Here is a 12,565-nt window from a genome sequence, read left to right as displayed (position 1 = left end):
CGTGGTTGGCTCGACGAAGCCGCCCGCCACCACCGCGTCACCGACGCACTGACGGACCACCTCCACCGCCTCGACCGCTGACTCGAGTCGACCACCAGGGGTTGATCCGGCGCCGAGGGCCGGATAAGTTCCTGCGGGTTGTTCGACCAGATCTGGCGCCAGGTCTGTTTGGGGAACGCGGTGAATGCGAGTAGGTCTGGCCGTGCTGCCTCCAAGTGATCAGCGACCTTGGGCAGTTTGTCGGCGAGCGCGTCGATGATCCGGTCATATTGTGCAGCAACGGATTCTGCGTCGGGTTGGTCGAACACCGAGTGCAGCAGGGTGCGTACCCACGGCCACGAGGCTTTCGGGGTGATGGCCATTAGGTTGGTCGTGTAGTGGGTTCTGCAGCGCTGCCACGTGGCGCCGGGCAGGGTGGCGCCGATCGCGGCCACCAGGCCGGCGTGGGCGTCGCTGGTGACCAGTTTGACCCCGGACAGTCCTCGGGCGGTCAGCGACCGCCAGAACGTCAACCAGCCGGCCCCGTCCTCGGCGGTCGTGACGTCGATACCGAGGATCTCGCGGTAGCCCTCCTTGTTGACCCCGACCGCGATCAGGGCGTGCACGTTGACCACCCGCCCGCCCTCGCGGACCTTGAGGACCAGGGCGTCGGCGGCCACGAAGGTGTATGGGCCGGCGTCCAGGGGGCGGGTGCGGAAGGCTTCCACGGCGGTGTCGAGTTCCTTGGCCATCACCGACACCTGCGACTTCGACAGCGAAGTGATGCCGAGAGTTTCGACGAGCTTGTCCATCCGTCGCGTGGAGACCCCGAGCAGGTAGCAGGTCGCGACCACCGTCGTCAGAGCCCGCTCCGCGCGTTTGCGGCGTTCCAGCAGCCAGTCCGGGAAGTAGGAGCCGTGCCGCAGCTTCGGGATTGCGAGATTCAATGTTCCTGCGCGGGTGTCGAATTGGCGGTGCCGGTAGCCGTTGCGGGAATTGGTGCGCTCGGTGCTGCGCTCGCCGTATCCGGCGCCGCACAGGGCGTCGGCCTCAGCACCCATCAGGGTGTGGATAAACGTGGCCAGCAGCTCGCGCAACACGTCGGGATGGGCGGTGGTGAGTCGTTCAGCCAGCACCGCAGGCAGGTCGATAGTGTGGGCAGTGGTCATCGCGTCGATTCCTTTGCTCGAGTGACTTTGGACGGTCTCTCGAAGAATCACGCGATGACCCTCAATCAGTCGGCTACGACACGCCGGTACCGCTGATCAGGTCCGACTCGTACACCACTCTGCTGGACGCAACCTATCGACGTGCGCACTGTCCTCATGGACGTAGGAAATAAACGCGTGCTCAGACGCCGACTGTTCCGTCATGTGATGTCGTGACCTTCCGTCCCGGAATTTCCGGCCCAGCGTTCGCTGAGCCGCTCTTTGGGTGGCACCCCGAACACTACGCCTAGTGGTTACCAATCAGAAGACATACAACATGTTCCGAATAACAATTTTGTGATTCCAAAGCTCGGAGCATTGCCGAGCACGCCCTGCTCAGCGTGTCGCGCAGCGAAAGAGCCCCGCACTCGAAGGAGTGCGGGGCTCTTGGCGGTTTATCGGTGCCTCAGGTGCCACCCAAAGGTCACAACACGGACACTGTGCAGGATCGGGCACTCTACCGTCAACCACTGACAAACAAGGGTCGCGGATTTCACACCTTGGTCATCGTAAGTACGCTCACTTTGGGAAGCGCCGGCAGCGGGCCTCAGTGATGGGTATCCGCCGCCTCGCTTCGTCCCGTCCTCGTCGAAGGCGGTGTACATCCAGAGTCAGCCTCTGAACGCTGGCGACGACTCGGTTGAGATCCTCGACGAGCTCGAAGACCCCGCGTCGTAATTTTGCATTGCGCGGTTTGAAGTTCTCATCGGTAGCTGACCACAGGCGTCCTGCGTCCGTAGTTCTACCGAGCTGCTACGCGTGAGAGTTGCCGCGACATCAGGGAATCGCCATCGAAAGATGCCGTGCGGCTTGACGGACCGAGCCGGTTGGCCACGGCCTGGGTGCCCGCAGTGGCGACCGACTGGTTCCCGCAGGCGGGTCGGCGACCGGTCAGACCAATCTATTCGCCGTCTTGCTCCACCCCTCCCAGCCCCGATTTATCCAGCAGATGTTCGCTGAAGCCGTATTTCTCGGGCATCGCGTCGAGAATGACGTTCGCACCCAACTTTGTCCCGTCGAATTCTGGCTCCAGGGTTTCGAGCATTTCTTTCGTCCGTGCAATCAACTGCGGGACAATGTCGAACCCAACACTGACTCGTCCGAGTTGCCTGGCTAAGCCTTCTTCCAACTGGAGTTCGATCGCAATCGCCGCCAAAAGCTTGATCCAGACCACGACGACCCCGGGAAGCCTATGTCGCTCCTCTACGAACGCTATGACGTCCATTTGGGCGCGCTCATCTCGCCAAGACAAGATGATGTCCCACGCGTCTCGGTAGTCAGCGGCAAACGGGATGATCATAGGAGTTCACGCTACCGGCGAAACAGATGTGCCCGTGAGAGTTTCACACAGATGGCAACCCCACACGAATGCGAGGCTCCGGCGTGCGGCATAGCCAAAGTGGTCACGACGATCTCATCCTCGATAGAACGCGAACTTTCCTTGGCTACGTGAGTGGCGGATTGCAAACAGGCGCAAGCAGTAGCGCGAATACGCACTAAAACCATTGGGCCGCAACCGCAATCGCAATTCCGAAGATTAGGACCAAAACGCGGTCGACGAGATATCTGCGGCGATGAGCGTCTAGTTGCAGAAATTGATATGACTGGGGTAGCGTCCGACACGCTCTGTCGACCAGTGAATGGCCGCGCAGATGGTTGTGAAGCCTGCTTGTGCAATGCCTCTGGTCAATCCGCCGAAGCCGGAGAACAGGTCGACGGCCACCAGGTCGTCGTGCGCGAAGCGTCGCTTGCCGAGTGCTGGACGGAATTCGGCAGTGGAAGTCATTGGCGTGTCCCCTCTTTCGTCCCGGTCACCCTCACCGGGTGTTACTTATAGTCTACAGCACAGTGTTGACTATAGGCAACAGGTTAGGGGTGCTAAATGCTCGGTTTTGAGCACGGCTCTCGGGGCCGACCCGCTGGGGGGTCGGCCCCGAACTGGTTGGGGCAGTTACACGTTCGCTTCGTTGCGTGGCCGGACCGTGACACACCGGCGGGCTATCTCGATGATCTTCAGTGCCGCCTCGTGCTCGGCATCGTTGTTTGCCAAGTCACTCTCGATGACCCGGTCCCAGTGGTCGCATGCTGCGGCGAGCTCGTCAAGCGCATCGGGCACCTGCTGCTTTCCTGGCGTTGTTTCCGGGTGGTCCAGGAACTCGAGCTCGGCCTCCGCGAAGGTCCACCACTGCAGGCCTTTGACCGCGTACCGTCCGTCAGGCAAGACTGTCGCCTCCCAGACTTCGGTATCGTCGGCGTCGCGGTCGCGGAATCGGATGCGCCGCACGTGTTCTGCTGTGGCCTCCTCGAAGGTCGTCGTGTTCCGGTTCACGTAGCCGACAATGTCGTCGATGATGGCCCGTTCCTCGTCGGTGAGGGCGCGTTCGCGGGGGTCGGTGCTGGTTCCCATGTACCAGGCGGTTTTCGCGTGCCACAGTTTGACGTAGGTGCCGTCGACGCGGGCCCGCTCGGCTGCGCGTTTGGTGGTGAAGCGGTCGATGACCGCTCCGTCGGCGGCGCGGATGTGCCAGGTGCGGGCGTCCACCTTGTGCACGGTCCAGGTGGCCGGCGGGTGGGCGAAGTGCCAGCGGGCGGACATTTCGAACGCGGCGAGCGACATGGTGATCAGTTCCTTTCTGTGGTGGGGCAGTGGCAGATTGCGCCGCGGTGGCGGCGGTAGTCATGGAGTGCGGCGGCGGTCAGCGCGCCGATGTCGGCGTGGTTGTCGGCGGTGTCGGCCCAGCCGTGCAGCTCGGCGTAGTCGGTTGCGGCCGTGTAGATTCCGACGGCCCAGCCGACGGTGTCCCCAGCTCGGCAGGCGCGGACCCGGTGCAGGTAGGGCGACAGTGGGCCGTCTCGGTCGGACACCTGGATGCGGTAGCCGCCCTCCAGCGCAGCACCGGAGGTAATGAGCTGGCAGCCGCCCCCGGAATCCGTGACGTGCCAGTCGGCGTCGAGCAGTTTTGACAGGGTAGTGAGGGTCTGGCCGTATCCGCGTGCCCCGTGCGGGGAGTCGTAGTCGATGTCGGGGTCGATCGTGCACATGACGTCAGTGGGTGCTCTCGCGGATCGCGTATGGCGCCTGGGCGTAGGCCTGCTCGGCGCGCGCGCGTTCGGCGGCGCTGAGGTCGGCTTCGTAGAACGGGGCGTTGAGGATCGCCGCGGCGGCATAGGCGGCGGCGTCGAGCCGGCGTTCGAGTTCGGTTGCGTCAAGTTGCCACTCCAGTTGCGGGCCAATGCCGTTCTGGAGGGCGAGGTTGATGTCGGCGGGGTCGACGGGCTCGGTGAGTGCCATTGTTGGGGTCCTTCCGGTGTGTCGGGGAGAGGATGAGTCGGGGGTGGTTCAGGCGTGGCTGTGGCCCGGATCGGTGTGGCGGGCGACGTGGGCGCGGGCCCTGTCCAGGAAGGTCAGTAGCGCCTCGCGGGTGCCGATGAGGGCGAGTCCGTCGCCGTCGGAGTTGACGAGATTGGCTTGCCAGATGGGCGGGTACGGCGGCTGAAGTTTGGCCGCGTGGAGGTAGTCCTGGCGGTCGTGCTTGTCCGCTGGTCGAATTTCGGCGAGTGCTGTGTGGGGGTGGCCCCATTCGAGGTGGTTGCTCATGACGGTCCTTATTCGTGTTGGGTGATGGTGATCGGGGCGCGGAGGCCGGCGGTGATGAGGCGTTGTGAGTTAGCCGAACCGAAGCAGGTCGGTGACGCGTAAGTGGACGTAGAGCAAGCCGTTTGGGCCGAGGTCCGCCAATTCGGGGGAGTTGTCGATCTTTGCGCGGTGCTCGGGGGAGAGCTCCTGAAAGCTGGTGACTTGGTGGATTTTTCGGGCAGCGATCAGCTCGAGGATGTGGCGGTGGACCTGCCGGGCCAGAGTGTCCACGGTCAGCCAGAACTCGATGCCGTATCCGGTGACGGCGGGCAGGACGTCGTGCTGCACGCGAGTGACGCGGACGAATGTGTGATTTTCGGTAACGTACCTGACGCGAGCAAGTGGGCCGCTGTCCTCGGTGGCAGCGGTATCGAATGGGGCGACGGTGGCGACGTAGGTGGTCGTTGTCATGGCGTACTCCTTTGGCGTGTCGGGGATTTGGCGACGGTCAGAGCGTGAACAGATCGAGCTGTTCGGCCTGTTCGTTGAGCCGCAGGGCGCGGCGCAGGATGTCTTCGGTAATGCCCCGGAGGCGGTCTGCTTCCAGGTAATGCGCATGGTCTTCGTCCTCGGTGGGGTGGTAGCGGGTGCACGGACCGCTATGGGCGTTCGGCGCGATGTGCGCGTGGGGGCAGTGGCACCAACCGAGGGTGCGGTTACGTTCCGTGGTTTCCTCGTCTCTGGCGGCGATGAGTTCGTCGCGAATGGAGGTCGACAGGCTTCGGGCGTAGGCGTTGATCTGCGCTTTGGTGACAACTACCCGCACGTCGCCGTGGCCGGGTGAGACGACTTTGCCGTTGCGTGTTTCGTAGGCGGTCATCCACTCCGGGCCGCCAGTGGGGGGCTTGTGGTTGTACCCCCCGGCCATGGACTGCATCAGGTGGTCGGTGCCGGCGGAGTCGATCAGGCAGTCGCGGATCATCCATCCACCGATGAAATAGAGCAGCCACCGCTGGTCAGTGGTGAGATCGCTCATTTGTCTGAGGCCTTCCCTTCCAGAGTGTTGCCTATAGTCTACATCAGGTTGTAGACTATAGGCAACAGTTGAGATGGAAAGAAAGATGTGAAATGTCAGCAGCAACAAGCAATCTCAGGGACACGCCCGGTCACAATGATCGACTCGTCGGCCTTGATCGGAGCGAGTCCGCGCCAACGGTGGTGGCGTCCTTCGGGCTGGGCCTGGACTCCACCTCAATGATCGTGCGCTGGATGACCGACCCAGCGTCGCGGGACTTCGATTTGTCCGAATTGGCAGTGGTATCGGCGATGACCGGACACGAAAGCCAGGCCACCATCAGCGCGATGTCCCGGTTGATCATCCCCATGCTCGCAGCCCACTCGGTGCGGTTCATTCAGGTGGCCCGCGCGCAGCGCCGTACCACACGCGCGGGAGCCGGCGTCGTCGTCCTCGACGACTCGCGCTGGCCGTCACGCCTGCATGCCGACGGCATCTACACCCTTGGCGACGAAATGCTCGCTGCGGCAACACTTCCCCAGCTGGGCGGCAAACGACTGTGCTCGGTGCATGCCAAGGGCGACGCCCTCGATCCGGTGATCGCCCGGATCACCAAAGGCCACAGGTACCGTCACGCCGTGGGCTTCGAAGCCGATGAGCGGTCGCGCTCGGACAAAGACCGCCTACACGACACCGATCTGCGGCGCGGCTGGTACCCCTTGCAAGATTGGGGCTGGACCCGCCGCGACTGCGCCCAATATCTGCTGGATGTACTCGGCGAAGAAATCCCGAAATCGTGTTGCGGCTTCTGCCCTTTCGCGATGAGCAGCGCAGCGGGCCGGGATCAGGTCATCACCCGCTACCGGCGCGAACCAAACCTAGCGGCAGACGCACTGTTCCTGGAATACGTTGCGCGCAGCATCAATCCGTCCCAAACGCTGATCGTTGGCAGCAGCGCGGCGGACCTGGTCGCCGATGCAGAACTCACCGAGGCGCTGGCACTCTTTCAGTCCCGGCTGGACTCTGCTGAGTGGTCCCTCTACGAGGTACGACGGGTTGTCCGGCCTGCACGCAACGGCAGAGGGATCACAGCGCGCGCGCTCGAGGTCCTGGCCACCGGCACACGCACGGCCATGGCTGACCAACTCGCGGCCCAGCCTGGCCGGCGAGTGGTCGGGGCCGACGGCATCGTGCGCCACATACTGCGGGACCGGTCCGAGGGCGACACCGACCATCTGTTCGTCGCGGCGCCCGCCGGGCCGCAATCCAAGAAGCGCAGCGGGTTTGAGCAATGGTGGCAGGAGGCGACCGGTGAAGGGCTGTTCTGAGTTCGCGATCGACACCCTGGACCGTAGACTATGTGCTACATCAGCAGCCAGAAAGCAGGTCCGAATGTCCGACGATGACGACCCCGCCGTCCTGGAGCGCCTGGGCGCGAAGATCAAGGCGCGGCGCGAGAAACTGGGCCTCGCGCAAGGTGTTCTGGCTGAACGTGCCAAAATCCATCGGACCTACGTCAACCAGGTCGAAAACGGGCGCCGGAACATCACCGTCGGCCTCCTGGCACGCATTTCGGCCGCGCTCGGCACGACTCCGGCGGCCCTGACGAAGGGCATCCTGTCGGAAGCCACCGAGGAATCCGATCAGTAAGGAAACCGGGTGGCGACCGTGCTCCCGTTAGGCCTGTGTCAGCTCAACCAGTAGAGCGGTAGTTGCTCCCAGTTTTTGGTGATCCAGTCCAGCTGCAGCCGGTTGCTCTCGGCGGCAGATCGGTTTTCCCAGGTGTCGATGCGCTGCGAGAACCAGGCGACCCAGTCATTGGGTCGGCCACCGGCGGCGAGACCAGCCAGATAGGACGCGCACGCGCGGTCGCGGTGCACGATGTGGAGGTTGGTCTGTTGCCGCAGGAGATCGAAGGTGGCAACGTCCGACCCGTACTCCTCCCGGCGGACCATATCCGCAAATTTCTCGGAGGGGCCTGGTGCTAAGTGCAGAAAGATCTTCGATCGAGTCTCGAGCGCCTGGTGCTGCTGTGCGGCCTTTTGGATGTAGTCCTGGACCAGCAGCGCCCGGGTGGTGGCGAACCATGACCCCAAGGCCTCGTCCCAGCTCGCCGAAGCGGCCGGCTCCCACGCGGCGACAGGCAGCTGGCGCACTTCTTCAAGGGCGAGGGCGGCCACGTCCGGGGGGCAACCGGCGGGACTGGTCATTCGGTCCCGCCAGTCGAGCGTGAGGGTCCCGCCGCGGGCCGCCTCAAGTGCCTGCCCAAGTAGCTGACGGACCCACAAGTTGTGCAGGAACGTGGTGAGCCCGTTCATCACCTCATGCGCTCTGTGCTCGTACTCGTTCATCGGTGACCGTTTCTTTCTATGCGGGCTGGTCGGCGGCGTGACGGAATCGGGTTGCGGCAGCATCTACTCTCGGCGGGTATCGGCCGGAATCTTCACAGCCTCGACTCCGGCCACGTAGCGGGGTGCGGCAGCCAGCGGAACGCGAGATTGTGGAACCTGCCCTGGCGGTCCACCACCGGCCGTGCAAATGTCCCGACCGGCGGTTCGAGGTCCTGCTCGATGTCCGGCGCAACATCGATCCAGCGGTAGTTGAATTGGTCAGCAACGTATCGCGCAGCGACTTTCACCGCTTCCTCACGCGGCACCATCCATGCGAGACGGAACCAGGCAGTGCGATCGTTGAGCGGCTCTCCGCCCTGTGTGCACGCGTAGTGCTGAACCCACAGTGTGCCGCTGTCGATTTCGGGTTCAACCCATGTCCAAGCATGCGCGGCGTAGTGCCGTACGTGTTCAGCTTCGCTCAACTGATTGTCGTTCGGGTCGGGGTAGCTGACGCGGTCGACGATGGTGAGCCTTCCGGTCCGATCATCGATTTCGGCGCGGTGAACGACCTTCACGTCGCCGTTCGCGAAGCCGACGCGCGCTGGTTCGAACGCGGTGCTGGCAGGGGCTGTTTCTGGGCTATCGGTGACCATCTGTTCCTCGGCCTTCGGTGCGGTGGCGATGAATCGCGGCGTAGTGCGTCCTATTTTGGCGCAAGGGACTGACAGACCCGGGTCACGACGTCGGCAAGGGCGGTATCGCCACGCCGAGTCAGGATGGCGAGAACGGCCTCGGGTGAACAGTCCAACCTTGTGGCGATACTGCGTAGAGTGATCCTCTTCGTCCCGAGAACAAGCTCGAGCAGAGGCTCTCCGGTGGTGCCCGCCGGAATGCGGCGGGCAGTGAGAGTCTCTTTGGCGGTGTCAAAGATCAGCACCACGGTGTCGCCGATCTGCGCGCCGTGGGACTTGGCGAGTGCGCGAATAGTGCCGAGCCGTGGCCCGTTGGTGCTCCACAGCGGCCAAATGATCGCGGCGTCTCCGGCAGCTGTGCCGAAGTTGCGCCGGCCGCCGGGTTGCACTCCCGCGCCGGCTGCGGTGGCCGCCGGAATTTGGACTGCGGAGCCGCGCAACAGCTCGCTCGTGACAGGTAGGGCGAGTCGAATGGTGTTGCCGTGCTGGAAGGTTCCGCGTGCGGTGTTCCAGTGAGGCTGGGCTGGTAAGGGGTCATCGTCACGACGGCGGCGTAGGGTGCCGTCTTCGGAGATGAAGGCCAGGGATGCCATGTACCCACGCACGGACGATTCGGCAACATCGGGCACTGCGGCCAGAATGTCAGCGACCAGGTCAGCGCTGCGCACGCGGCCGCCCGCGGCGTCGATGCGGCGTCTGATCTCATCGGCAAGGCCCTGATACTGCGCTGTTCCCCACACCCGCAAGGCCCACGTGGTTCTCGATGCCCGGACGAACCGCTCGTCGGTGTACAGCGTCCCCATGAGCGTCTGCAGAGTAACCGTCTGGCTGTCGATCAGAGCGTGGATGTCCGCGCCTGTCATCGGCGTGCCCATCGCGTGCAAGAACGCTTCGGCTTGCTCCCGCGACGTTGAGCCCCACTGCACGCAGACGCCATTGAGGCGGCGCAAGTTGAAGAATTCTGCAAGGAATGCCGGGACGACGGCAGGGGGCATGCCCGCGTCGACGAGCCTGGCCGTGAGTGCCTTGTCCGTGTGAGCGGGGGACGCGTCGAATGCGTGGGCCACGACGTCGAGCGCGCGGCGCTCGCCGCCGATGGCACGGTTCTCGTACCAGTCGCCGCGCGGCGCGTACGGCCCGGCGAGGTACAGGTACATCTGCGCCTCAACGCTGTCGGGGTCTAGGCGAAGTTCCCCGAGATAGTGGATAACGCGATGGCTGGGCGTGTAGGGGCCAAGAACAGCTGCCAGAGCGCGTGCGTGGCGGGTCACGTCGTGGTGGGCTGGTTCGGCGAGCATTTCGGCGAACCGCCGCTTGGCGCGGGGTCGGTTGCGCTCAAACCATGCTGGGTCGACGCCCAGTTCGGCGGCGACGTCCTCTCGGGGGAGGGGGTCGATCGGGAACACGAGGCGGGTGAGCATGGTCCGGTCGACGGGATCGAGACGATTCAGCAGGACGTGGGCGGCCGCGCGGGCGGTGAGCCGGCGTCGGCCTCGGGCGACGCGGTGGGTGTCCACGATTTCGATGGCGGCTGCCATCGTGGCGCGCAGGGTGCGTTCGCCTGCTCCGGGGAGGGCCATCAGGTCTTCCATCAGTTCATCAGCGAGGTCAGCCCAGTGGGTATAGCGCGGGCGATAGGCGGTCGCGGCCCGGCCTGGGAGCCGGGCGTACGGGATGGCGATCGAGCCGATCTCTTCCAGGCCGGGAACGTTGGACGCGAACGTATTGTCGCGTCCAATCCACTCAGTGGGAAGCGACGGCACGGCTGAGCGAGTCCTTTCGATACTGCGGGCGGGTGGGGTGAAATCACGCGGCGAGGCCGATGGCTTCACGACGTTGTGCGCTGTCGGAGATGGATTTACCTACCATCCGACGTAGGAGACCAAGAGGTCGGCAATCACCCGGCAGCGGGCTTCATCCAGGTGTGCCGAGATACCGGCCAGGCCGGGGGCGTCGAGTTGGGCCAGCATTTTGCCGCCGGCAATGTCGTTGTAGAAGCTGTACATCGCGGCGAGGAACACCGCCTCACCGGAGGAAAGCGTGCCAAGGGCGCTCACGACGGCGTCGTAGTTCGGCGCCAGGTCGTACTTGCTTTTGGCCGTCTCGACGTTGGACGCATTGCCGTCGCCGAAATAGAGCTCCCCGGCGATCCGTACGCCTTTGCGCCAAGCCTCGAAAAAGGCCTCTTCGTTGTAATACACGGTGCTCACGGGGCGTCCTCCCTGATCGTCGCGATGATGCGGTCGGCCAGCTCCGCAGCCGTGCTGGGTGCGGGCGCATGGTGGGTATCTGTGCCCACGATCCACGTTGTGGGCTCGTATCGGAGGAAGTAGACGTTGACGTCCACTCCTTGGCCGTGGTCGTCTTCATCGATTTCGCACACCTGCTCGGCGCCTCCGTCGGACCCGCCCTCGCGCGCGACCCATCCCCGTGAACGTAGCTCGCTAGCAAGGGATTCCGCCGTCACGCTCGGTGGGGAGGGCGTGATTTCACCGTCGACATTGACCGCCAGGTTTGGGTTGAATCGCGAGCGCAAACCCGGGTCGGCGGCGAGAAACTGCCCGATCGCATGCTGGCGTTTCAGCTGATCGGTGTATTCGATAGTCCCCTCCGCAGGATCGGTAGAGCCTGTCGTGGTGATCGTTCGCTTTGACCAACGTGAGTGGGCGGCTTGACTTGTAATTCCCGCCGCCGCACCAATTTTGGCCCAGGTCATGCTCTGGCGTCGGGCGCGGGCGACCGCGAGGAGAAGCTGCTCCTCGTAGGCACGGACGGCCTCGGCTGCGACGCGAATCGCCATCGCCGTGTCAAGCTCGCTGATGTGCTCGCGCCACCATACGTCGTGAGCCGCGGTATTCGCGTCGCCGCTGATCACGTCGAGTATGTCCTCGTCGGCGGCGTAGATGCGGAATGCATTGGGATCATGGCGTGTTGGCGAGGGTACCCGTGCCCAGAGTTGTTCGCTGAACCATCGGTGATCAGGTGTTTCTGACCCCGGCCGGTAGCAATTGCAGGCGACTCGCCAACCGATGACATCGCCGGCTGGGCGGGTCTGGAAGTCGGGCCGCCCGCCGTGGCGGCGGACGGCTTCTTGGCCCCAGGTGTCGTCGCCGTATTGGTCGACGGCCAGGTGTCCGGCCGGGATACCGGTGCCGAAGAGGCCGAATGCTCGCTGGCCGTCATCGAATTCGGCGACGAGATAGCCCTCATGCCATTCGCTGCTTCGGCCGCCGGGTGCGTACTCCCATCCCATGATGGGAGCCTACCAGTTGCTGTCAACATACCTTGATGCCGATTCGATCGCTATCAAGGTTACTTGACGTAACGTGCGTTATCGGCGAAACACGTTGCTGCACAACGCTATTCGACATTTCGTTCTTACTAAACCGCCAGAGTTGCGGACATTAGGCGCGTGTCATTTCTCAATTGATCGATGACTTTCTCCATTCATACGTGCCCGCTTGACGGGTTCTCTCATCCGGCGCGTACCCAGCTGCGACCTTGATGACGCGACGGCGCCGTGGCGATCAATGTCCGTTCTCATTGAATCTGGGGCACATTTACTAGTCTGACCTGCATTGCCCCAGATTGGATGAGAATTTCGATCGCGACGTTTCTCATTGAATCTGGGGCTACCCTGCTTCCGCGCCCGGCTGCGAGCGCAGCAGGGTAGCCGGAATGGTCTCCTGTCGATTCCGTTGGCTCGGGTACGTCTTCGGTATAACTACTGTGATCGTGTCTCTCGTGACACACGATCATGA

General features: G+C 63.7%; 16 protein-coding genes. 2 read left to right on the top strand and 14 right to left on the bottom strand.

Features of this window, described 5'->3' with window-relative positions; all coding sequences use genetic code 11:
* The 9 genes from TL10_RS28795 to TL10_RS28755 form a co-directional block, all read right to left on the bottom strand.
* Window positions 1–1,148 (bottom strand): IS256 family transposase (locus TL10_RS28795; RefSeq protein WP_234711566.1); only part of this gene is annotated, 1,148 nt, incomplete at its 3' end.
* Window positions 1,149–2,088: 940 nt separating this feature from the next.
* Window positions 2,089–2,487 (bottom strand): hypothetical protein, encoded by a 399-nt coding sequence (locus TL10_RS28790; protein WP_016895532.1) that lies wholly within the window; start codon window positions 2,485–2,487, stop codon window positions 2,089–2,091.
* A 282-nt stretch (window positions 2,488–2,769) separates the two neighbouring features.
* On the bottom strand, window positions 2,770–2,973 hold the full coding sequence (locus tag TL10_RS28785; protein ID WP_016895531.1) for a DNA cytosine methyltransferase: 204 nt from the start codon (window positions 2,971–2,973) through the stop codon (window positions 2,770–2,772).
* Between the two features lie 165 nt (window positions 2,974–3,138).
* The gene (locus TL10_RS29890) at window positions 3,139–3,804 is read right to left on the bottom strand and encodes a hypothetical protein (protein WP_016895530.1); all 666 of its coding nucleotides are present in this window, start codon (window positions 3,802–3,804) and stop codon (window positions 3,139–3,141) included.
* 5 nt (window positions 3,805–3,809) lie between these two features.
* Window positions 3,810–4,229, bottom strand: coding sequence for a hypothetical protein (locus tag TL10_RS28775; RefSeq protein ID WP_016895529.1), 420 nt, complete (start codon window positions 4,227–4,229; stop codon window positions 3,810–3,812).
* 4 nt (window positions 4,230–4,233) lie between these two features.
* Window positions 4,234–4,479, bottom strand: coding sequence for a hypothetical protein (locus TL10_RS28770; RefSeq protein WP_016895528.1), 246 nt, complete (start codon window positions 4,477–4,479; stop codon window positions 4,234–4,236).
* 48 nt (window positions 4,480–4,527) lie between these two features.
* Window positions 4,528–4,785: a hypothetical protein gene (locus TL10_RS28765; RefSeq protein WP_016895527.1), complete on the bottom strand. Its 258-nt coding sequence runs from the start codon at window positions 4,783–4,785 to the stop codon at window positions 4,528–4,530.
* 69 nt (window positions 4,786–4,854) lie between these two features.
* Entirely contained in the window at window positions 4,855–5,235 is a 381-nt protein-coding gene (locus tag TL10_RS28760; protein ID WP_016895526.1) for a hypothetical protein, read from the bottom strand.
* Between the two features lie 37 nt (window positions 5,236–5,272).
* On the bottom strand, window positions 5,273–5,800 hold the full coding sequence (locus TL10_RS28755; RefSeq protein ID WP_016895525.1) for a hypothetical protein: 528 nt from the start codon (window positions 5,798–5,800) through the stop codon (window positions 5,273–5,275).
* Window positions 5,801–5,892: 92 nt separating this feature from the next.
* On the opposite strand from TL10_RS28755, the gene TL10_RS28750 reads away from it, so the two are divergent.
* Both TL10_RS28750 and TL10_RS28745 read left to right on the top strand, forming a co-directional pair.
* Window positions 5,893–7,107 carry a hypothetical protein gene (locus TL10_RS28750; RefSeq protein ID WP_234711565.1) on the top strand — a complete coding sequence of 405 codons (1,215 nt, stop codon included), beginning with the start codon at window positions 5,893–5,895 and terminating at the stop codon, window positions 7,105–7,107.
* Window positions 7,108–7,171: 64 nt separating this feature from the next.
* Window positions 7,172–7,429, top strand: coding sequence for a helix-turn-helix domain-containing protein (locus tag TL10_RS28745; protein WP_016895523.1), 258 nt, complete (start codon window positions 7,172–7,174; stop codon window positions 7,427–7,429).
* A gap of 38 nt (window positions 7,430–7,467) precedes the next feature.
* Here the strand turns inward: TL10_RS28745 and TL10_RS28740 are convergent, their stop codons facing one another.
* From TL10_RS28740 to TL10_RS29885, 5 genes are all read right to left on the bottom strand, one after another.
* Window positions 7,468–8,130 (bottom strand): hypothetical protein, encoded by a 663-nt coding sequence (locus TL10_RS28740; RefSeq protein ID WP_016895522.1) that lies wholly within the window; start codon window positions 8,128–8,130, stop codon window positions 7,468–7,470.
* Between the two features lie 92 nt (window positions 8,131–8,222).
* Window positions 8,223–8,765, bottom strand: coding sequence for a hypothetical protein (locus TL10_RS28735; RefSeq protein ID WP_016895521.1), 543 nt, complete (start codon window positions 8,763–8,765; stop codon window positions 8,223–8,225).
* A gap of 50 nt (window positions 8,766–8,815) precedes the next feature.
* The gene (locus tag TL10_RS28730) at window positions 8,816–10,567 is read right to left on the bottom strand and encodes a hypothetical protein (protein ID WP_043988349.1); all 1,752 of its coding nucleotides are present in this window, start codon (window positions 10,565–10,567) and stop codon (window positions 8,816–8,818) included.
* A gap of 99 nt (window positions 10,568–10,666) precedes the next feature.
* A complete protein-coding gene (locus tag TL10_RS28725; protein WP_016895038.1) occupies window positions 10,667–11,014 on the bottom strand; it encodes a hypothetical protein in 348 nt (115 codons plus the stop codon).
* A complete protein-coding gene (locus TL10_RS29885; RefSeq protein WP_016895039.1) occupies window positions 11,011–12,057 on the bottom strand; it encodes a hypothetical protein in 1,047 nt (348 codons plus the stop codon). The genes TL10_RS28725 and TL10_RS29885 overlap by 4 nt, the downstream gene beginning before the upstream one ends.
* Window positions 12,058–12,565 lie beyond the last annotated feature (508 nt).

It is taken from the genome of Mycolicibacterium llatzerense (assembly GCF_000878195.1).
Classification (GTDB): domain Bacteria; phylum Actinomycetota; class Actinomycetes; order Mycobacteriales; family Mycobacteriaceae; genus Mycobacterium; species Mycobacterium llatzerense.
The sequence above is the reverse complement of the archived record's forward strand: the minus strand, read 5'-3'. Positions and strand labels throughout refer to the sequence as shown.